The organism is Desulfovibrio sp. X2, assembly GCF_000422205.1.
In the GTDB taxonomy this organism is placed as follows: Bacteria; Desulfobacterota; Desulfovibrionia; order Desulfovibrionales; family Desulfovibrionaceae; genus Alkalidesulfovibrio.
In genome coordinates, this window is record NZ_ATHV01000004.1 from 138,277 (window position 1) to 157,007 (window position 18,731).

16 protein-coding genes are annotated in these 18,731 nt (G+C 67.0%); 14 read left to right on the forward strand and 2 right to left on the reverse strand.

Annotated features, from left to right (window positions below; all coding sequences use genetic code 11):
- Positions 1-28: 28 nt before the first annotated feature.
- Positions 29-1,054 (reverse strand): molybdopterin-binding protein, encoded by a 1,026-nt coding sequence (locus DSX2_RS02110; protein ID WP_035040185.1) that lies wholly within the window; start codon positions 1,052-1,054, stop codon positions 29-31.
- A gap of 662 nt (positions 1,055-1,716) precedes the next feature.
- On the opposite strand from DSX2_RS02110, the gene DSX2_RS02115 reads away from it, so the two are divergent.
- The 14 genes from DSX2_RS02115 to DSX2_RS02180 all read left to right on the forward strand — a co-directional run bounded on the left by DSX2_RS02115 (position 1,717) and on the right by DSX2_RS02180 (position 16,524).
- The gene (locus DSX2_RS02115) at positions 1,717-2,898 is read left to right on the forward strand and encodes an iron-containing alcohol dehydrogenase (RefSeq protein ID WP_020879381.1); all 1,182 of its coding nucleotides are present in this window, start codon (positions 1,717-1,719) and stop codon (positions 2,896-2,898) included.
- A 112-nt stretch (positions 2,899-3,010) separates the two neighbouring features.
- Complete coding sequence (locus DSX2_RS02120; RefSeq protein WP_020879382.1) at positions 3,011-3,571, forward strand: 4Fe-4S dicluster domain-containing protein; 561 nt, start codon at positions 3,011-3,013, stop codon at positions 3,569-3,571.
- Complete coding sequence (locus DSX2_RS02125) at positions 3,568-4,470, forward strand: CoB--CoM heterodisulfide reductase iron-sulfur subunit B family protein (RefSeq protein WP_020879383.1); 903 nt, start codon at positions 3,568-3,570, stop codon at positions 4,468-4,470. Before DSX2_RS02120 ends, DSX2_RS02125 begins: the two co-directional genes overlap by 4 nt.
- A gap of 19 nt (positions 4,471-4,489) precedes the next feature.
- Positions 4,490-6,460: a CoB--CoM heterodisulfide reductase iron-sulfur subunit A family protein gene (locus DSX2_RS02130; protein WP_020879384.1), complete on the forward strand. Its 1,971-nt coding sequence runs from the start codon at positions 4,490-4,492 to the stop codon at positions 6,458-6,460.
- Positions 6,448-6,924: a hydrogenase iron-sulfur subunit gene (locus DSX2_RS02135; protein ID WP_020879385.1), complete on the forward strand. Its 477-nt coding sequence runs from the start codon at positions 6,448-6,450 to the stop codon at positions 6,922-6,924. Before DSX2_RS02130 ends, DSX2_RS02135 begins: the two co-directional genes overlap by 13 nt.
- Positions 6,911-7,870 (forward strand): 4Fe-4S dicluster domain-containing protein, encoded by a 960-nt coding sequence (locus tag DSX2_RS02140; protein ID WP_020879386.1) that lies wholly within the window; start codon positions 6,911-6,913, stop codon positions 7,868-7,870. Before DSX2_RS02135 ends, DSX2_RS02140 begins: the two co-directional genes overlap by 14 nt.
- Complete coding sequence (locus tag DSX2_RS02145) at positions 7,870-8,976, forward strand: 4Fe-4S dicluster domain-containing protein (protein WP_020879387.1); 1,107 nt, start codon at positions 7,870-7,872, stop codon at positions 8,974-8,976. Before DSX2_RS02140 ends, DSX2_RS02145 begins: the two co-directional genes overlap by 1 nt.
- The gene (locus tag DSX2_RS02150; RefSeq protein ID WP_020879388.1) at positions 8,976-9,812 is read left to right on the forward strand and encodes an FAD/NAD(P)-binding protein; all 837 of its coding nucleotides are present in this window, start codon (positions 8,976-8,978) and stop codon (positions 9,810-9,812) included. The genes DSX2_RS02145 and DSX2_RS02150 overlap by 1 nt, the downstream gene beginning before the upstream one ends.
- Positions 9,813-9,832: 20 nt before the next feature.
- Positions 9,833-10,318, forward strand: coding sequence for a ferritin family protein (locus DSX2_RS02155; protein WP_020879389.1), 486 nt, complete (start codon positions 9,833-9,835; stop codon positions 10,316-10,318).
- Between the two features lie 176 nt (positions 10,319-10,494).
- Positions 10,495-11,331, forward strand: coding sequence for a hypothetical protein (locus tag DSX2_RS02160; RefSeq protein ID WP_020879390.1), 837 nt, complete (start codon positions 10,495-10,497; stop codon positions 11,329-11,331).
- 13 nt (positions 11,332-11,344) lie between these two features.
- A complete protein-coding gene (locus DSX2_RS02165; protein ID WP_020879391.1) occupies positions 11,345-12,487 on the forward strand; it encodes an iron-containing alcohol dehydrogenase in 1,143 nt (380 codons plus the stop codon).
- Positions 12,487-13,719 (forward strand): nitrogen regulation protein NR(II), encoded by a 1,233-nt coding sequence (locus DSX2_RS02170; RefSeq protein ID WP_020879392.1) that lies wholly within the window; start codon positions 12,487-12,489, stop codon positions 13,717-13,719. Before DSX2_RS02165 ends, DSX2_RS02170 begins: the two co-directional genes overlap by 1 nt.
- Positions 13,703-15,034 (forward strand): sigma-54 dependent transcriptional regulator, encoded by a 1,332-nt coding sequence (locus DSX2_RS02175; RefSeq protein WP_020879393.1) that lies wholly within the window; start codon positions 13,703-13,705, stop codon positions 15,032-15,034. Before DSX2_RS02170 ends, DSX2_RS02175 begins: the two co-directional genes overlap by 17 nt.
- Positions 15,035-15,558: 524 nt before the next feature.
- A complete protein-coding gene (locus tag DSX2_RS02180; RefSeq protein ID WP_020879394.1) occupies positions 15,559-16,524 on the forward strand; it encodes a radical SAM protein in 966 nt (321 codons plus the stop codon).
- 55 nt (positions 16,525-16,579) lie between these two features.
- Here DSX2_RS02180 and DSX2_RS02185 read toward each other — a convergent pair whose 3' ends face one another.
- Complete coding sequence (locus DSX2_RS02185; RefSeq protein WP_020879395.1) at positions 16,580-18,715, reverse strand: PAS domain S-box protein; 2,136 nt, start codon at positions 18,713-18,715, stop codon at positions 16,580-16,582.
- Positions 18,716-18,731 lie beyond the last annotated feature (16 nt).

An 18,731-nucleotide genomic window follows, 5' to 3' on the forward strand; every position in this document is an offset into this window, starting at 1 on the left:
CACACCTCGTACGTCCTCTGAAAACCGGTCAGCTTCCCTTTCCGAAGGGGCAGACGGGGTAGCGGCACTCGGGGCAGGCGGCGCAGAAGCCGCCGTGTCCGAGGCCCGCAAGGTCCTCGCGGGTCACCTCTTCCCCGGCCAGGAGGCGGGGCACCACGAGATCGAAGATGCTGGCCTTGTGGTACATGACGCAGCCCGGCAGACCGAGCACGGGCACGGTTCCGATGTGGGCCAGCAGGAACATGGCGCCGGGCAGGACCGGAGCGCCGTAGGCCGTGAGCTTGCCGCCCGCCTCGCGGATGGAGGTGGGCGTCTGGTCGTCCGGGTCCACGGACATGCCGCCGGTGACCACGATCATCTGCGCGCCCTCGACCAGGAGCTGGTGGATGGCGGAGACGGTCATGGCCACGTCGTCCGAGACGATGATCTGGCGGAGGATGCGGCTGCCGAGATGCTCGAACTTCCTTTTCAGCACCGGGCCGAACTTGTCCTTGATGCGGCCGTGGTAGACCTCGCTGCCGGTCGTCACCATTCCGACCCGCAGGGAGCGGAAGGGCTTGACCTGGATGACGGGTCCGGCCGCGGCGCACAGGGCTTCGACCTGGCGCATTTTGTCCTCCTCGACCATGAGGGGGATGACGCGCGCGCCCGCAACGGGACGCCCCGGCTCGACCTCCTGCCGGGTGTGCAGGGAGGCGAAGGCCATCTCGTCGATGCTGTTGATCCGGCGCAGGGCGTCGACGTTCACGCTGAGCAGCCCGTGCACGTCCGCGATCATGTTGACGCGCCCCTCGCAGGGCGCGGAGAAGCGCAGCCCCTGGCCGACGGCGGCCCGGGCGATGCGCATGGCGGCGTCGTCCTCGTGCACCAGCCCCTGGCCGGGCGCGAAGACGTAGATGTGCTCCTTGCCGAGCTTGAGCAGGGCCTCCACGTCGTCTCCGGTGATGACGTGGCCCTTGCGGAAGGCCGCGCCCTTGCTCTCTCCGGGAACGATGCGGGTGATGTCGTGACACAGCACGGTGCCAACGGCGTCCTGGACGGGGATGGCCGTCATTCCCTTGGACGGTTGCATGTGTGCTCCTTTGGTGGTTTGTCCGCGCGGGGCGCTTTCACCGGCCGGGCCGAAGGCCCACGGTCGGTGCGACGCCGAGCAAAAGAGCAAAGACTGCGCCACGAAAAAAAACAAATAAATGTGATGCATTAGAAAACACTTGAAATTTTCCGCCCGCGCGGCAAAGACAAATTTACCCCCCCCATACTGCCCGATCTGGCATATGCCCCGCAAGGCATAACCTTTGAAAAGTCATTTCAGATGGTTAGATATCAACGGTCAAAATGCGCCAGAAAAAAGGCTTGATTGGGTCAATTTGACCCTGTACCCCTGAGAGATCGCTGCAGCGCAATGGAAAAAATTCGAGTGTGTCCTCTTGTCCCTTCCCTCGGCAAAAGTGTATCTTTTTGTCCCATCATGCCTCAGCACACCTGATTCATTGATTTTTATTCAGCAGAAGAAACCGCTGCGAAGGCATTCGGAGGACGAAAATCCCCCCTTTGCGAGGTCGAAAGACTCAGCGAGGGACACTTTGAAATATCGAAAAAAATCAGCCTGCTGATTTTACAGACTTTTTTGTTTGGCCCGGAAGTTGCCTTCTTGGGGGGCAACCGGACGGAGGGCCCACCCCCTCCACTAACTTCTACCCCAAGGAGATGGCGGACATGGCAGTCAGAGAAGAAGTTTACGGGTTCTTCATTCCCAGCGTTACCCTGATCGGCATCGGCGCTTCCAAAGCGATTCCGGAGAAGATCACGGCGCTGGGCGGCAGCAAGCCGCTCATCGTCACCGACCAGGGCATCGTGAAGAGCGGCATCCTGAAACAGATCACCGATCTGCTCGACGCCGCCAAGATGAAGTACCAGGTGTACAGCGACACCATCCCGAACCCGACCGACGAGAACGTCCATGCCGGCGTCGAAGTCTACAAGAAGAACAAGTGCGACAGCCTGATCACCCTGGGCGGCGGTTCTTCGCACGACTGCGGCAAGGGCATCGGCCTCGTCGTGTCCAACGGCGGCAAGATCCATGACTACGAGGGCGTGGACAAGTCCACCAAGCCCCTGCCCCCGTACCTCGCCGTGAACACCACGGCCGGCACCGCCTCCGAGATGACCCGCTTCTGCATCATCACGGACCTCTCCCGCCACGTGAAGATGGCCATCGTCGACTGGCGCGTGACCCCGAACATCGCCATCGACGATCCCGTCCTGATGGTCGGCATGCCCCCGGCGCTGACCGCCGCCACCGGCATGGACGCCCTGACGCACGCCGTCGAGGCCTACGTGTCCACCATCGCCACGCCGATGACGGACGCCTGCGCCGAGAAGTCCATCGAGCTGATCTTCAAGTACCTGCGCAAGGCCGTGGCCAACGGCGCCGACATCGAGGCGCGCGAGGGCATGTGCTTCGCCCAGTACCTGGCCGGCATGGCCTTCAACAACGCCAGCCTCGGCCACGTGCACGCCATGGCCCACCAGCTGGGCGGCTTCTACGACCTGCCGCACGGCGAGTGCAACGCCATCCTGCTGCCGCACGTCGAGAAGTTCAACCTCATCGCCCGCGTTGAGCGCTTCGCCAAGATGGCCCAGATCATGGGCGAGAACATCAAGGGCATGTCCAAGCGCGCGGCCGCCGAGGTCTGCCTCGACGCCATCAAGCAGCTGTCCGCCGACGTCGGCATCCCGGCCGGCCTCGTCGAGCTCGGCAAGCGCTACGGCAAGAATGTCCAGGAGAAGGACATCGAGACCATGACCAAGAACGCCCAGAAGGACGCCTGCGGCTTCACCAACCCGCGGTGCCCCAAGGATGCCGACGTGGTCGCCATTTACAAGGCCGCCATGTAAGCTCATACCCCCGGGAGGCGGTGCGCCGCCTCCCCGCCGGCCCGAGGAGATGCGCCGACCGCCTCCCCGGGCCGGCGTCCTTGAAAACCCCAAACAGACGGCGAACCAAGCGATGCAAACGATCAACTTGCACGAGGCCTACGACGCGGATTTCGTGGCCAAGGTCCAGGAAGAGAGCGAACAGAACCTGGCCCTGTGCTACCAGTGCGGTAACTGCACGGCCGGCTGTCCGTACACCTTCGTCTACGACATCCCCGTGAGCCAGATGATGCGCCTCGTCCAGGCGGGCCGGAAGCGGCAGGCGCTCAGCGCCCGCTCGCTCTGGCTGTGCGCCACCTGCGAGAGCTGCACCACGCGCTGCCCCAACAACATCGACGTGGCCCGCGTCATGGACGTGATGCGCCACATGGCCCGCCGTGAAGGCTACGCCACCGAAAAGGGCGTGAAGACCTTCTGGGACTGCTTCCTCGATTCCATGCGCAAGCATGGCAGGGTCTTCGAGATGGGACTCGTGGCCGCCTTCGTGACGCGCACGGGCCGTTTCTGGACCGACGTGGACCTGGCCCCGCGCATGCTGCCCAAGGGCAAGCTCCCGTTCACGCCGCACGACATCCAGGGCAAGGACGAGGTGCGCAAAATTTTCGAACGCTACCAGGCCAGGAGCAGATCATGAGCCAAGCGCTGTCCTACGCCTACTACCCCGGCTGCTCGGGAATGGGCACGTCCAAGGAGTACGACCAGAGCACCCGGGCCGTATGCAAGGCCCTGGGCATCACCCTCATCGACATCGAGGACTGGAGCTGCTGCGGCTCCACGCCGGCCCACACCGTGGACCACGTGCTGAGCGCGGCGCTCTCCGCCCGCAACCTGGCCAAGATCGAGTCCATGGGCCAGAAGACGGCCGTGACCCCCTGCCCGAGCTGCCTGACCAACCTGCGCACCGCGAGCCACCGCATGGCCAAGGAGGCGTTCAAGGAGAAGGTCAACGCCCTGCTCGACGCGCCGTACGACAACACCGTGGACACCAAGTCGGTGCTCCAGGTGCTGGTCGAGGACCTGGGCGCGGAAGAGCTGGCGAAGCGGGTGGTGAAGCCGCTCTCCGGGCTCAAGGTGGCGCCGTACTACGGCTGCATCATGAACCGCCCGCCCGAGGTCATGGAGTTCGACGATCCGGAGAACCCCATGGCGCTGGACGACATCCTCGCCGCGCTCGGCGCGGAGGTCCTGCCCTTCCCGCTCAAGGTGGAGTGCTGCGGCGCCTCCTACGGCGTGGCCAGGAAGGACATCGTGGCCAAGCTCTCGGGCAAGCTCCTGGGCGCGGCCGCGGGGCTCGGCGCGGACGTGATCGTGGCGGCCTGCCCGCTGTGCCAGATGAACCTGGACCTGCGCCAGGAGCAGATCAACCAGGCGAACGGCACGCACTACCACATGCCGGTACTCTACTACACCCAGCTCATGGGCCTGGCCCTGGGACTGCCGGAACGGCAGCTCGGGCTGGACAAACTCTGTGTGGACCCTAGAGCTATTCTGCGAGCCGCTCTCAACAAACCCGCCAAGGCGGCAAACGACTGAGAACGGACGGGAGAAAAGCATGAAGATAGGCGTTTTCGTCTGCCATTGCGGCAGCAACATCGAGGCCACGGTGGACACCGCCGCGGTGGCCGAGGCAGCCAGGAGCTATCCGGACGTGGCCTTCGCCACGGACGTCATGTACGCGTGTTCCGAACCGGGACAGGACGCGATCATCGATACCGTGCGCGGCAAGGGGCTGGACGGCGTGGTCGTGGCCTCCTGCAGCCCGCGCATGCACGAGCCGACCTTCCGCCGCGCCGTGGAGCGAGCCGGGCTCAACCGCTACATGCTCGAGATGGCCAACATCCGTGAGCACGTCTCCTGGATCGGCAAGAACCGCGAGGCCAACACCAACAAGGCCGCCGAGCTCGTGCGCCTGGCCGTGGAGAAGCTGCGCCAGGACCGCGCGCTCTTCCCCAAGAGCTTCGAGGTGACCAAGCGCGTGCTGGTCATCGGCGGCGGCGTGGCCGGCATCCAGGCCGCGCTCGACTGCGCCGAGGGCGGCCTCGACGTCGTCCTGGTCGAGAAGAGCTCGACCATCGGCGGCAAGATGGCCAAGCTGGACAAGACCTTCCCCACGGTCGACTGCTCGAGCTGCATCCTCGGGCCGAAGATGGTGGACGTCTCCCAGAACGACAAGATCTCGCTCTACGCCTACTCCGAAATCGAGGAGATCGGCGGCTACGTGGGCAACTTCGAGGTCAAGATCCGCAAGAAGGCGGCCTACGTCGACTGGAGCCTGTGCACCGGCTGCGGCCTGTGCATGGAGAAGTGCCCGAGCAAGAAGTCGCACGACGCCTTCAACGAGGGCGTGGGCCAGACCACGGCCATCAACATCCCCTTCCCCCAGGCCATTCCCAAGAAGGCGGTCATCGATCCCAAGTTCTGCCGCCAGTTCATCAAGGGCAAGTGCGGCGTGTGCGCCAAGGTCTGCCCGAGCGGCGCCATCCGCTACGACATGGAAGACGAGATCGTGACCGAGAAGGTCGGCGCCATCGTGGCCGCCACGGGCTACGACCTCTTCGACTACACCAAGTACGGCGAGTACGGCGGCGGCCGCTATCCGGACGTCATCACCTCGCTGCAGTACGAGCGCCTGCTCTCGGCCTCCGGCCCCACGGGCGGACACATCAAGCGCCCCTCGGACGGCAAGGAGCCGAAGAACATCGTCTTCATCCAGTGCGTGGGCTCGCGCGACAAGTCCGTGGACCGGCCCTACTGCACGGGCTTCTGCTGCATGTACACGGCCAAGCAGGCCATCCTGACCAAGGACCACCTGCCCGAGTCCCAGTCCTACGTCTTCTACATGGACATCCGCGCCCCGGGGAAGCTCTACGACGAGTTCACCCGCCGGGCCATGGAGGAGTACGGGGCCCGCTACGTGCGCGGCCGCGTGTCCATGATCTACCCCAAGAAGAAGGAAGGCGGCGACGTGCTGGTGGTGCGCGGCGTGGACACGCTGCTCGGCCAGCAGGTCGAGGTCGAGGCCGACCTCGTGGTCCTCGCGGTGGGCGCCGAGGCGGCCAAGGGCTCGCCCCAGCTCGCCGAGAAGCTGCGCATCTCGTACGACAAGTACGGCTTCTTCATGGAGAGCCACGTCAAGCTGCGCCCGGTGGAGACCAACACCGCGGGCGTCTACCTGGCCGGATCCTGCCAGGGGCCCAAGGACATCCCGTCCTCGGTGGGCCAGGGCAGCGCCGCCGCCTCCAAGGTCCTCGGCCTCTTCTCCAAGGACAAGCTCGAGAGCGACCCGCAGATCTCCCAGGTGGACATCAAGCGCTGCGTGGGCTGCGGCAAATGCATCGCCACCTGCCCCTTCGGCGCGATCAAGAGCGTGGACTTCCGCGGCGAGCCCAAGGCCGAGGTCATCGAGACCGTCTGCCAGGGCTGCGGCATCTGCACCTCGACCTGTCCGCAGGGCGCGATCCAGCTCTCGCACTTCACCGACAACCAGATCCTCGCGGAGGTGAACGCGTTATGCCAATCTTAGCCGGCAAGGAGCTGCGCATCGTCGGCTTCCTCTGCAACTGGTGCTCCTACGGCGGGGCCGACACCGCCGGCGTGGGCCGCTTCACGCAGCCCACGGACCTGCGGATCATCCGCGTGCCCTGCTCGGGCCGCATCGACCCCCTGTTCATCGTCAAGACGCTGCTGTCCGGCGCGGACGGCGTGCTGGTCTCCGGCTGCCACCCCCGCGACTGCCACTACACGAGCGGCAACCTGCTCGCCCGCCGCAGGCTCGAGGCGCTGAAGCGCTTCCTGCCCATCATCGGCGTGGAGCCCGGCCGCTTCGAGTACACCTGGGTCTCGGCCTCCGAGGGCCAGCGCTGGCAGCAGGTGGTGCAGCGCTTCACCGAACAGGTGCACGCCCTCGGCCCCTCTCCGGCCAACGCCATCTTCGGGGCCTGCGGCGAGACCGCGCAAGACAAGGGAGGCTCCAGTGTCGCCATTTGACGCCCTCAAGGAAAAGATCAAACAGGCGCTGCCCGACCTCGACTACGTGATCGGCTGGCAGCAGGGCTTCGATTCCCTGCACGCCACACCGCTGTTCATGCGCACCCCCGAGGACGTGGACAGGCTCATCTGGAACCCGCTGTGCGTGCACAACCTGAGCACCTACCTGCCGAGCCTCAAGGGCAAGAAGGTGGGCATCGTGCTCAAGGGCTGCGACAGCCGCGGCGTGATCGAGCTTCTCCAGGAGAACCTCGTCGAGCGTGAGAATCTGGTCCTCTTCGGCATGCCCTGCTCCGGCGTGGTCGACCTGACCAAAATCCGGCGCAAGGTGGGCGACCTCGAGCGCGTGAGCGGCGTCACCATCGACGACGCCGCCCTCGTGGCCACCACCCCCGAGGGCGAGGTCAGCATGCCGCGCGACGAGATCGCCGCGGACAAGTGCCTGGTCTGCCAGTTCCACAACGCCATCGAGCCCGACCATTTCGAGGGCGACCCCCTGCCGCCCTCCACCGGCGCGGACCTCGGCGGCGACGAGCTGGCCATGCTGGAAGCCATGGCCCCGGCCGAGCTCATGACCTACTGGGCCAAGCAGATGGAACGCTGCATCCGCTGCTACGCCTGCCGCAACGCCTGCCCCATGTGCGTGTGCCGCGACCACTGCATCGCCCAGAGCCGCGACCCGCACTGGCTGACGCAGGAGGATACGCCCCGCGAGAAGCTGATGTTCCAGCTGATCCACACCATGCACCTGGCCGGGCGCTGCATCCAGTGCGGCGAATGCCAGCGGGCCTGCCCCGTGGACATCCCCATCCTGGCGCTGCGCCGCAAGATGGACCGGGTGATCCGGGAGCTCTTCGACTACCAGGCGGGGCTCGACGCCAAGGCGACGCCTCCGCTCTCCACCTTCCAGGTGGAAGAAGCCAACATCAAGGAGCGGAGGTGGTAATGGGCACTGCCGCGTTTCTTCCCAAGGACAAGCTCGCCGCCTGGCTCAAGGAGCTGGCGGGCGACCATATCGTGCTGCTTCCCCAGGCCCGCGGCGACGCCGTGGTCTTCTCCCCCCTCGACCCCGAGAAGGCCGAGGAGATGACCGCATCCGCGGTCTTCACCCGCGACGCCACCTGCCCGCCGAAAAGCGCGGTCTTCCCGGCCGAGCAGGAGCTTCTGCGCTACTCGCGCGTGAAGGACCCCGAGGATCCGGGCAAGGTGGACGTGCAGCTCGAGGTGACCATGCCCCGGCACCGCCGCCTCGTGTTCGGCGCGCGGCCCTGCGGCGTGCGGGGCTTCCTGACCTACGACCGCGTCTACTCCACGGACAAGCTGACCGATCCGTACTACGCCGCGCGCAGGCAGAACACCCTGTTCGTGACCATGGCCTGCGGCGAGTCCGGCAACACCTGCTTCTGCAACTGGGTCGGCTCCGGCCCGGACGACGCCTCTGGCTCGGACATGCTGCTCACCCCGGTGGAGGGCGGCTACCTCGTGGAGCCCGTGACCGAGCGGGGCGAGGCGCTGGTGCGCAACTCCGTGCTGGTCCCGGGCGACGACCGCGTGGCCGAGGCCGAGGCCGTGCGCGCGAAGGCGCGCGAGGAGCTCGAGAAGCGCTCCCCGGCCCCGGACCTCGCCGCCTCCACGCAGAGCCTCATGGACGTCTTCGACGACCTGGAGTTCTGGCAGGACATGTCGGCCAAGTGCATCAGCTGCGGCGCCTGCACTTACCTCTGCCCGACCTGCTACTGCTTCAACATCACGGACGAGGCCAAGGGCCTTTCCGGGCGCAGGATCCGCTCCTGGGACAACTGCATGTCCTTCCAGTTCACGCTGGAGGCCAGCGGCCACAACCCGAGGCCGACCAAGGCGCACCGCCTGAAGAACCGCGTGGGGCACAAGTTCAGCTACTACCCGGCGCTGCACGGCGGAGCCATCGCCTGCTGCGGCTGCGGACGGTGCATCAAGAGCTGCCCGGTGAGCGTGGACATCCGCGAGATCGTGCTCGCGGCCATCGCCAGGGCCGCGACCAAGGCCGAGAAGGCCGCCGAGGAGGCAGTGTAATGACCAGCCTGTCCAATCCTTATCTGCCCGAGATGGCGACCATCCTGGAGACGGTCCAGGAGACCCCGACCATCAAGACCTTCCGGCTGCGCCTGGACGACGAGGCCAAGATGAAGGCCTTCACCTTCCAGCCCGGCCAGGTGGGCCAGCTCTCGGCGTTCGGCACGGGCGAATCCACCTTCGTCATCAACTCCTCGCCCACGCGCATGGACTACCTGCAGTTCAGCGTCATGCGCTCGGGCGAGGTGACCACCCGCCTGCACGGCCTCGTGGCCGGGGACAAGGTCGGCGTGCGCGCCCCCCTGGGCAACCACTTCCCGTACGAGGACATGAAGGGCAAGGACATCGTCTTCGTGGGCGGCGGCATCGGCATGGCGCCGCTGCGCACCCTGCTCCTCTTCATGCTCGACAACCGCAAGGACTACGGCAAGATCAGGCTGCTCTACGGCGCGCGCAGCCCCGAGGACATGGCCTTCAAGGCCGACCTCCCCGAGTGGATGGGCCGCGACGACATGGAGACGGTCCTGACCATCGACCGCGAGGCCGCGGGCTGGGAGCACCGCGTGGGGCTCATCCCCAACGTGCTGCTCGAGATGGAGCCCTCGCCCGAGAACGCCGTGGCCATCACCTGCGGCCCGCCGATCATGATCAAGTTCACGCTGCAGGCGCTGAAGAAGCTCGGCTACGCCGACGAGCAGATCTACACCACGCTCGAGAAGCGCATGAAGTGCGGCGTGGGCCTGTGCGGCCGCTGCAACATCGGCACCAAGTACGTCTGCGTGGACGGCCCGGTCTTCACCTACGCCGAACTGCGCGACCTGCCCAACGAACTGTAGAGCCCGAAAGGACGGACGATATGGCCGAATTCTTCAAGGCTGCGGAGATCGCGGCGACTGCCGTGGAAATGGAGCGGCGGGGACAGGAGTTCTACAAGGCGCTCGCCCGGGCGGCGGACAACGAGGAGGTCAAGCGCTTCTTCGAGTACTTCGCCACCGAGGAGTCCCGCCACGAGGGCATCTTCCAGGGCATCGCCGACCAGCTCGGCCCGGTGGAGCTGCCCGCCTGGAGCAGCAACGAGGAATACATGGACTACGTCCAGGCGCTGCTCGACTCCCACGCCCTCTTCTCCCGGCCCCAGGGCTACGACATGGCCGGACAGTGCAAGAGCCTCGAGGAGGCCCTGCGCATGGCCATGAGCTTCGAGAAGGACTCGCTGCTCTTCTTCATGGAGATGGCCGAGCTCGTGCCCGAAAAGCAGCGCGAGGCCGTGAAGCGCTGCGCGGCGGAGGAGCGCCTGCACCTGCGCCAGCTCGGTGAAATGCTCAAGCGCACCGCCGCCTGAGCGGCGCGCCTGCCGGGCGCAGAGGCCTCGGCCCGCGCGCGGCGATGCGCGACGACGTGCGCGGCCTTGACCGCGCGTGCCCGGCAGTCGCCATGGTCGCGCCTCCCCGCGAGGCGCGGCCCGGCCGGCGAGGCGGCCCGGTCCCGAAGAGCCGCCCCGAACCACGGAGGGCCTGCATGTTCTTCGACTACAGAATTCCGGACGCTCTGGATCTGCTCAGCTACGGCAGCCATACCTCCCCGGCCCGCCCCCAGGCCTCCGGCCCGGGCGGCATGCTCCGCTGCCCCGGTCCGTACCTCGCCTCGCCGCTCTTCGCCGCGCAGCGCTTCCGCCGCCAGCGCGCCGGGGGCAGCACCACGCTGGCCACGCTCGAGGACGCCTGGGAGCTGCTCTTCACCGGAGAACGGCTGGACCAGGACGACCTCGACGTGCTGCTCGGCTGCGTGGAGATGGCGATCGAACGCCAGCGCCCGGGCAGCGCGGTGCGCTTCGCGGTGCCCGACTTCCTGCACCGTTTGGGCAGGCGCGTCTCGGGACGCTCGCGCGACCGTCTGGCCGCGAGCCTCCTGCGCATCGAGCACGGCCGCCTCTCCCTGTGCGGACAGTCCGTGAAGACCTACACCCAGCTTCTGTCCACCGTGGTCATCGACCAGGAGCGCGACATCTGCCAGGTGGAGGTCAATCCCGAGGTCGTGGCGGCCGTGGCCGCGATGCCGAGCCCCCTGGTCTTCATCCACGATCGGCTGCGCCTCGGCCCCCGCCCCCTGGCCAAATGGCTGCTCGGTCTTATCTGGACCCTGAAGGACGAATACACCCTCGACGAGGAGGAGCTTCTGCGGCTGTGCGGCCGTCCCTCCCCGGGGAGGCAGCCGCTGGGAACGCTCCTGCACAAGGCCTTGTTCTTCCTCGGCGAGATGGGGTATGCAGAGAATATAACTGAATATCCCGACGGACGGATCGGAGTGCGCGGACTGGGGGGAGCCTCGGGCCCGGCACGCCGCCGCAGGGCGTGAGGAACACCGCAGAATGCAAGCAACAAAGTTCGCCATCCCCGAGATCATCTTCGGGCGGGGCAGCATCATCCACGTGGCGCAGTGCGCCAAGCGGCTGGGCGCCAAGCGCGTCCTGCTGATCAGCGACACCGGCGTCGAGCGCTCGGGCTGGGTCGAGCGCGTCATGGACATCCTGCGCGAGAACAGCGTGGAGTGGGTCTACTTCAACGAGGTCAACTCCAACCCGCGCGACTACCAGGTCTACGAGGGCTTCGAGGTCTACACCGAGGCCAAGGCCGACGTGATCATCGCCATCGGCGGGGGCAGCCCCATCGACGCGGCCAAGGGCATCGCCATCCTGGCGGGCAACGGCGGGCGCATCAACGACTACGAGGGCGCGAACCGCGTCATGCGGCCCCTGCCGCCCATGGTCTACCTGCCGACCACGGCGGGCAGCGGCTCGGACATGTCGCAGTTCTGCATCATCACGGACGTGGCGCGCCAGCTCAAGATGTCCATCATCAGCCGCTCGCTCGTGCCCAACATCTCGATCATCGACCCGCTCATCCTGCTCACCAAGAGCCAGGAGCTGATCATCGCCTCGGCCGTCGACGCCTTCTCCCACGCGGTGGAGTCCTACGTCTCGCGCATCGCCTCGCCCTTCACCACGCACCAGGCGCTGCTGGCCATCAACCTGATCATCCCGAACCTCATGCGCGCCGTGGAGGACCGCTCCATCGAGGCGCTCGAGCAGCTGTCCATCGCCTCGACGGCCGCGGGCATGTCCTTCTCCAACGCCGGGCTCGGCGCGGCCCATGCCCTGGCCCACTCGCTGGGCGGCATGTTCGACGTGCTGCACGGCCTGGTGCACCCGGTCCTGCTGCCGGAGATCATGCGCTTCAACACCCCGGCCTGCCCGGAGAAGATGGGCACCATCGGCCGCTGCATCATCGGCGACCGCAAGTGTCCGGACGAGGTGGCCGCGCTCGAGGGCATCGAGCGGCTGCAGGAGTTCTTCACCGAGCTCGCCGTGCCTGTGAGGCTGCGCGACATCCTGCCCGACCAGTCGTCCTTCGAGCGGCTGGCCGGGGCCGCGGTGGGCGACGCCTGCAACCTGACCAACCCGCGGACGGCGGGCAAGGACGACTTCCTGGCCATCTGCGAGAGGGCCTGGTGATGGCGACCGAACTGCAACCCTCCCTCGAAGACCTCATCGGCATCGAGCACTGCAAGCTCGGCTTCTTCAAGGAGCTGCGCCAGAAGCTCAAGGAGCTCAAGGCCTCGAACAAGGAGTCCGAGCAGCGCCGCCAGGAGATCGCGGCCATTCTCGACGGCATCACGGACATCATGATGGTCCTCTCCGAGGACCTGCGCATCATCTCCGTGAACCACGTCTTCCATCGCCTGCTCGGCGTGAAGAACCCCGTGGGCCGGTTCTGCTACGACATCTTCCGCGGCGAGCGCCACCCCTGCCCGGAATGCCCGGCCCACCACTCGTTTTTGACCAACACGGTCTGCCGCGAGACGGCCATCTTCACCATCGGCGAGCGCAACCGCCAGTTCGAGATGGTGGCCTCGCCCATCCAGAACCCGGACAAGACGCAGCGGCGCATCCTGATCTTCAAGCGCGACGTGACCATGGAGAAGGAGTACCAGGCCAAGTTCTACCAGGCCGAGAAGATGGCCACCATCGGCCTGCTGGCCGCGGGCGTGGCCCACGAGGTGAACAACCCCCTGACCTCCATCTCCGGCTTCGCCGAGGGCATCAAGCGCCGCCTCTCCAAGATCGAGAACAAGGACGTGGCCGGGCTCGAGGACATCGAGGACTACGCCGCGACCATCCTCAAGGAGTGCCGCCGCTGCCAGGGCATCGTGCAGGCGCTCCTGACCTTCAGCCGACCCAAGTCCTCGCCCTTCAGTCCGCTGGACCTGAACGTGGTCGTGGGCGACACGCTGAAGCTCCTGCAGCACAACATCCTGCGCATCAAGGATCGCGAGATCAACCTGCGCCTGGACCTCTGCGAGTCCCTGCCGCTCATCTACGGCGACGAATCGCAGCTCAAGCAGGTCATGCTGAACCTGCTCATCAACGCCCGCGACGCCGTCGAGGAGGCGGGGGGCGAGGGCAGCATCACCATCCGCACCATGAAGGCCGGGAAGGACATGGTCCAGCTGGCCGTGGAGGACACCGGGTGCGGCATTCCCCAGGAAAACATGGGCAAGCTCTTCGAGCCCTTCTTCACCACGAAGAACGTCGGCCGGGGCAGCGGCATCGGGCTGTCCACGTGCTACGGCATAGTCAAGGAACACTGCGGCGAGATCATCGTCTGCAGCCAGGTGGGAAACGGGTCCCACTTCGTGGTCAAACTCCCCGTCAATCCGGAACAGCAACGTGAACAGCCAGTATAACGTCCTCGTCGTCGACGACGAGCAGTCCATAGTCAAGCTCTTCAAGAAGGAGCTCACGACGCCCGAACGCGCGGTGCACTGCGCGGGCACGGGCCGCCAGGCCCGCGACATGGTGCGCAAGTCCCAGTACGAGGTCGTGGTCCTCGACCTGCGCCTGCCGGACTCGAGCGGCCTCGAGCTTTTGGCCGAGTTCCGCCAGCGCATCCCGGACGTGGAGGTGATCATCATCTCGGGCCACGGCGACATCGACAGCGCCGTGGAGGCCATGAAGCTCGGCGCGTACGACTACGTGACCAAGCCCTTCAACCTCGACGAGGTGGAGATCATCATCGAGCGCGCCTACCAGCGCGTCTGCCTGCAGCGCGAGAACCGCTCCCTCAAGCACTCCCAGAGCCGCCAGCGGCCCGCCATGCTGGTCGGGCGCTCCGAGGCCATCAAGCAGATCCAGTTCCTGATCCAGAAGGTGGCGCCCACGGACGTGCCCGTGCTCATCACCGGCGAGTCCGGCACGGGCAAGGACGTGGTGGCCGCGGCCATCCACGCCCACAGCGAGCGCGCGGACAAGCCGCTGATCATCAAGAACTGCGCCACGCTGCAAAAAGAGCTGGCGCGCAGCGAGCTCTTCGGCCACGCCAAGGGGGCCTTCACCGGCGCCACCGAGGCCCAGGACGGCCTCATGTCCTTCGCCAACCGCGGCACCCTCTTCCTGGACGAGATCGGCGAGCTGCCGCTGGGCGTGCAGGGCTCGCTCCTGCGCGTGCTGGAGAGCAAGGCGTACCGCCGCGTGGGCGAGAAGGACGAGTGCCAGACCGACGTGCGCTTCCTCTTCGCCACCAACCGGAACCTGCAGTCCGAGGTGGAGTCCGGCAACTTCCACGAGGCGCTGCTGCACCGCATCAACGTCTTCAACATCCACATCCCGCCGCTGTGCGAGCGCAAGGAGGACATCCCCCTCCTGGTGGAATACTTCCTGGGCCGCATCATGGCCATGCGCACGCCCTGCACGGTGAGCGAAGGGGCCATGAACTGCCTCATCAACTACCAGTGGCCCGGCAACATCCGCGAGCTCAGGAACGTCATCGAGCGCAGCATCATCCTCGCGGAGGACGGCCGGATCACGGAGCAGGTCCTGCCCATGGAGCTTCTCGGCAAGGAGAAGGCCCCGGGCAACTTCCTCTCCATGGAGGCCGTGGAGCGGCAGCACATCCACAAGGTCATGCAGCTGTGCAACCGCAACCGCAGCCAGGTGGCGGAGACGCTGGGCATCAGCCGCAAGACGCTCTACCGCAAGCTGCGGCAGTACGATCTGGAGTAGATCATCGGACGCCGCGCGCGGTCCGTCCCACACGCCCCGGGACGCGGCCGCGCGCGGTGTTCCATCCCTTCCGGCCCCGAACCTCCCGGGAGGGGGCCTGCCGCCTCGGATCCGCGACACCGTGCCGCCGCGCGCACGGCAGTTACCGCCGCCCGCCTTGCATCCCCCCCCAAAATACGACTCTACCGGTCAAAAATCTATTTTTCATCTATTCAGAGCTTGAAATTGACGGAATTCCTTACATTTATTGCCTGCCGCACAAAAATTTCGCCAGCCATGCCGAGATATTAGCAAAAGGCACGCTTATTGCTTTTTTCTACGTATTTTCCCTACCGGAACCTCTTGCAGGGTACCCGGGCGAGTGGCCTTTGCTCACCCTTACCAGGACCATGAGCAATGAAACCCGACAAGAACGATACGCTGCCCAGAGCGCTCCCCCTCTTCCTCCTTCCGCCTGAAGCCCCTCCGACCCCGGGCGCGGGGACGTCCTCCCCGGCGTCCTGCCGCGCGGGCGGAGGGCAGGGATGATGGAGACCGTGGGGCTGACCCTCTGCCTGACCCGCAGCTGCAACGCGGCCTGCCGCCACTGCGGCCTCTCGGCCTCGCCCGAGGCGGACGAGACCATGGCCCTGGACCTGGCGGCCATGGCCCTGCAGGCGGCCTGCACCGGCCGCAGGCTGCGCTGCGTCCGCCTGACCGGCGGCGAGCCGATGCTCCTGCCGAGCCTCGTGCGCGGCGTGCTCGCGGTGGCCCACCGCCTGGGGCTCGCGGCCGAGCTCTGCAGCAACAGCTTCTTCGCGCGCACCCCGGAGGCGGCGCGCACGGCGCTCGAGCCGCTCGCCGGGCTCGGCCTTTCGGCCTACGTAACGAGCCTGGACCGGTTCCACGAGGAATACGTCCCCACGGAGCGCGTGCGCCACGCCGTGCGCGCGGCCCTCGATCTCGGCCTGTGCGTGACCGTCATGGTCATGGACGACGGGCCGGGGGCCTACTCCCGCCGGGAGATGGAGATGATCCTCGGCCTGCCGCTGGACAGTCCGGCCCTGCGCGTCGAGTCCACGGCCCTGGTCTCGGCCGGACGCCTGGCCGAGTCCGCCGTGCCCGGCCTGTCGCGCCTGGCACGGCCCGCTGCCCACTGGGCAGGCCCCTGCGAAAGGATATGCCGCTCTCCGGTGCTGACCGCGGACGGCCGCCTCCATGCCTGCCGCAACCTCGGCCGCCACGCGCGGCTGATCGGCGACATCCGCGCCGTCCCCCTGCCCACCCTGCTCGACGGCATGGGCCGCGACCCCATGCTCGGCCTCCTGGCCGAGCATGGTCCGGCGGGCGTCTACGGCCTGCTCGCAAAGCGCGGCGAGGCGGACCCGCGACGGACCTTCCTCGGCCCCTGCGACCTGTGCACTGCGCTCTGGGAGGACAGCGGGCTTCGCGCCGCGGCAGAGGCCCTGCCGGGCAGCCTGGAGCGGTCAGCCCGGCAGAGAAGCAACTGAAATCCGGCAAGAGCCGGACGGACCGACGGATCGGCCTGCGGGGCGGCCTCGCGGACTAGCACTCGGGAGCGGAACCGTTCCGCCCCCTCCCGAGTTCGGCGCCCGAGGCCGCGGCGATGGCGGCCGCGAGATCCCCGTAGGCCACGGGCTTGGTGACGTAGGCGTCCATGCCCGAGGCCATGAAGCGCTCCTCGTCCTCCCTCATGGCGTAGGCCGAGAGGCCGATGACGGGAATCCCGGCAACCGCGTCCCCGGCCTCGCCGCGCCGTATCCGGCGCGTGGCCTCGGCCCCGTCCATGACCGGCATCTGCACGTCCATGAGCACGGCGTCGAAATGCCCCCCGGCCAGGGCGAAGACGGCCTCCGCGCCGTTGGCGGCCACCGTGACCTCGTGGCCCTCGCCCTGCAGCATGTCGAGCATGAACAGCTGGTTGATGCGCTCGTCCTCGACGAGCAGCAGCCGAAGCGGCCCCAGCTCCTGCGGAGGCCTGCTGCTGCAGGAGGTCGCGACGTTCTCCCCGGCCGCCTGCAGGGGCAGGAGCACGTGGAAGGCCGTGCCTTCGCCCTCGACGCTCTCGAAGTCGATCCGCCCGCCGAAGAGCTTCACGAGCCGCTTGCAGATGGCCAGTCCGAGCCCGGTACCCTTGTAGCGCTTGGTCAGGTCGTCCTCGCCCTGGGTGAAGGAATCGAAGATGCGCTTCTGCAGATGCGCCGGGATGCCGATGCCGGTGTCCTCGACGCGGAAGAGCACGTTGTGGATCGCGGCCTCGTCGGATTCTTCGGGCATGGCTTCCGCACTCAGGCGCACCTCCCCCTGCCGCGTGAACTTGAGGGAGTTGGAGAGCAGGTTGTCAAGGATCTGGCGCAGGCGGAGCGGATCGCCGCGCACCGTTGAAGGCAGGGCGGCCTCCAGCGAGAGGACGAAGGAGAGCCCCTTCTCCCTGCACTGCGGCTCGAGCTCCGCGGCCAGGGCCTGCAGCAGCTCCCGCAGGTCGAAGTCGCGAGACGCGAGATCCACCTTCCCGGCCTCGATCTTGGAGATGTCCAGGATGTCGTTGATGATCCCGAGCAGGTTGTAGCCCGCCTCGTCGGCCAGCTCGAGCTGCTTCCTGACCTTGTCCGGCAGCTCGGCCTTGAGGGCCAGGCGCAGCATGCCCAGGATGCCGTTCATGGGCGTTCTGATCTCGTGGCTCATGTTGGCCAGGAACTGGCTCTTGGTCAGGGCGGCGTCCAGGGCGCGGTCGCGCAGCTCGCGCAGGCGCTGCTGCATCAGCTGCATCTCGGTGATGTCGCGGGCGATGACCAGCACGCTCTCGATTGCGCCGTGCCTGTCGAACTCCGGGACCACCGCGGCCTGGTAGGTGCGCCTTGTCGTCGTGCGCGGCAGTTCGAGGACGAAGCGGACCGACTGGCGCAGACGGATCGCCCTGGACACGGCCTCCTCCCAGACCCGCCGAAGGTCCTCGGGCAGCCCGAGCTCGCGCAACGTCTTCCCCACCACGTTCTCGGGCAGCTGCCCCAGGAAGCGGGCCGCGGCGGGATTGACGTAGAGGTGGCGGCCCGCGAGGTCGCTGCGGCAGATCATGTCCGGCGAGTTCTCGGCCAGGCGCCTGAAGCCCTCGCGCTCGCGCACGAGCGCCTCCTCGGCCTGCTTGCGCGGAGTGATGTCGATGGCGGTGAGCAGGAGCGGCAGGCTCTTGGGCAGGGTCCGGGCCAGCAGGCGCAGCCAGCGCACCCCGTCCTTCCCCTCCACGCGGACCTCGGCCTCGGCGGGGATCCCCGTGATGGCCCGGCGCACCAGGAGGTAGAGCGCGTCGCGGTCGTCCTCATGCAACAGGGAATAGAGGCTGGCGCCCTTGAAGCGCTCCTTTCCGGCGCCGAACAACACTGCGGCCTCGTCGTTGAACATCCCGACGTAGCTGCCCTGGGTCAGGGTCATGTAGCCCACCGGGGCGTGCTGGAAGAGCTCCCAGTACTGCTGCCGCGCCTCCTCCAGGTCGCCGCGCACCTGGCTCAGCTCGGCATTCTGCAGGTCAAGCTCCACCATGTGCACGTGCAGGTCGTGCATCAGCTCCTGCGCATCCGTGGGGACGCGCTTCTCGAGATCACCGAGGGAACTCTTCGTCCGTTCCTCGGCGGCCTTGCGCAGGCTGTCCGCCCCCCTCCCTTTCGAGACCTTCTTGTCCGCCATGCGGCTTTCCTCCGGC

What these genes read in the sequence shown, in the direction of transcription:
- DSX2_RS02110 (WP_035040185.1), bottom strand. Translation starts at nt 1,054, where the DNA reads ATGACGGCCATCCCCGTCCAGGACGCCGTTGGCACCGTGCTGTGTCAC.
- DSX2_RS02115 (WP_020879381.1), top strand. Translation starts at nt 1,717, where the DNA reads ATGGCAGTCAGAGAAGAAGTTTACGGGTTCTTCATTCCCAGCGTTACC.
- DSX2_RS02120 (WP_020879382.1), top strand. Translation starts at nt 3,011, where the DNA reads ATGCAAACGATCAACTTGCACGAGGCCTACGACGCGGATTTCGTGGCC.
- DSX2_RS02125 (WP_020879383.1), top strand. Translation starts at nt 3,568, where the DNA reads ATGAGCCAAGCGCTGTCCTACGCCTACTACCCCGGCTGCTCGGGAATG.
- DSX2_RS02130 (WP_020879384.1), top strand. Translation starts at nt 4,490, where the DNA reads ATGAAGATAGGCGTTTTCGTCTGCCATTGCGGCAGCAACATCGAGGCC.
- DSX2_RS02135 (WP_020879385.1), top strand. Translation starts at nt 6,448, where the DNA reads ATGCCAATCTTAGCCGGCAAGGAGCTGCGCATCGTCGGCTTCCTCTGC.
- DSX2_RS02145 (WP_020879387.1), top strand. Translation starts at nt 7,870, where the DNA reads ATGGGCACTGCCGCGTTTCTTCCCAAGGACAAGCTCGCCGCCTGGCTC.
- DSX2_RS02150 (WP_020879388.1), top strand. Translation starts at nt 8,976, where the DNA reads ATGACCAGCCTGTCCAATCCTTATCTGCCCGAGATGGCGACCATCCTG.
- DSX2_RS02155 (WP_020879389.1), top strand. Translation starts at nt 9,833, where the DNA reads ATGGCCGAATTCTTCAAGGCTGCGGAGATCGCGGCGACTGCCGTGGAA.
- DSX2_RS02160 (WP_020879390.1), top strand. Translation starts at nt 10,495, where the DNA reads ATGTTCTTCGACTACAGAATTCCGGACGCTCTGGATCTGCTCAGCTAC.
- DSX2_RS02165 (WP_020879391.1), top strand. Translation starts at nt 11,345, where the DNA reads ATGCAAGCAACAAAGTTCGCCATCCCCGAGATCATCTTCGGGCGGGGC.
- DSX2_RS02170 (WP_020879392.1), top strand. Translation starts at nt 12,487, where the DNA reads ATGGCGACCGAACTGCAACCCTCCCTCGAAGACCTCATCGGCATCGAG.
- DSX2_RS02180 (WP_020879394.1), top strand. Translation starts at nt 15,559, where the DNA reads ATGATGGAGACCGTGGGGCTGACCCTCTGCCTGACCCGCAGCTGCAAC.
- DSX2_RS02185 (WP_020879395.1), bottom strand. Translation starts at nt 18,715, where the DNA reads ATGGCGGACAAGAAGGTCTCGAAAGGGAGGGGGGCGGACAGCCTGCGC.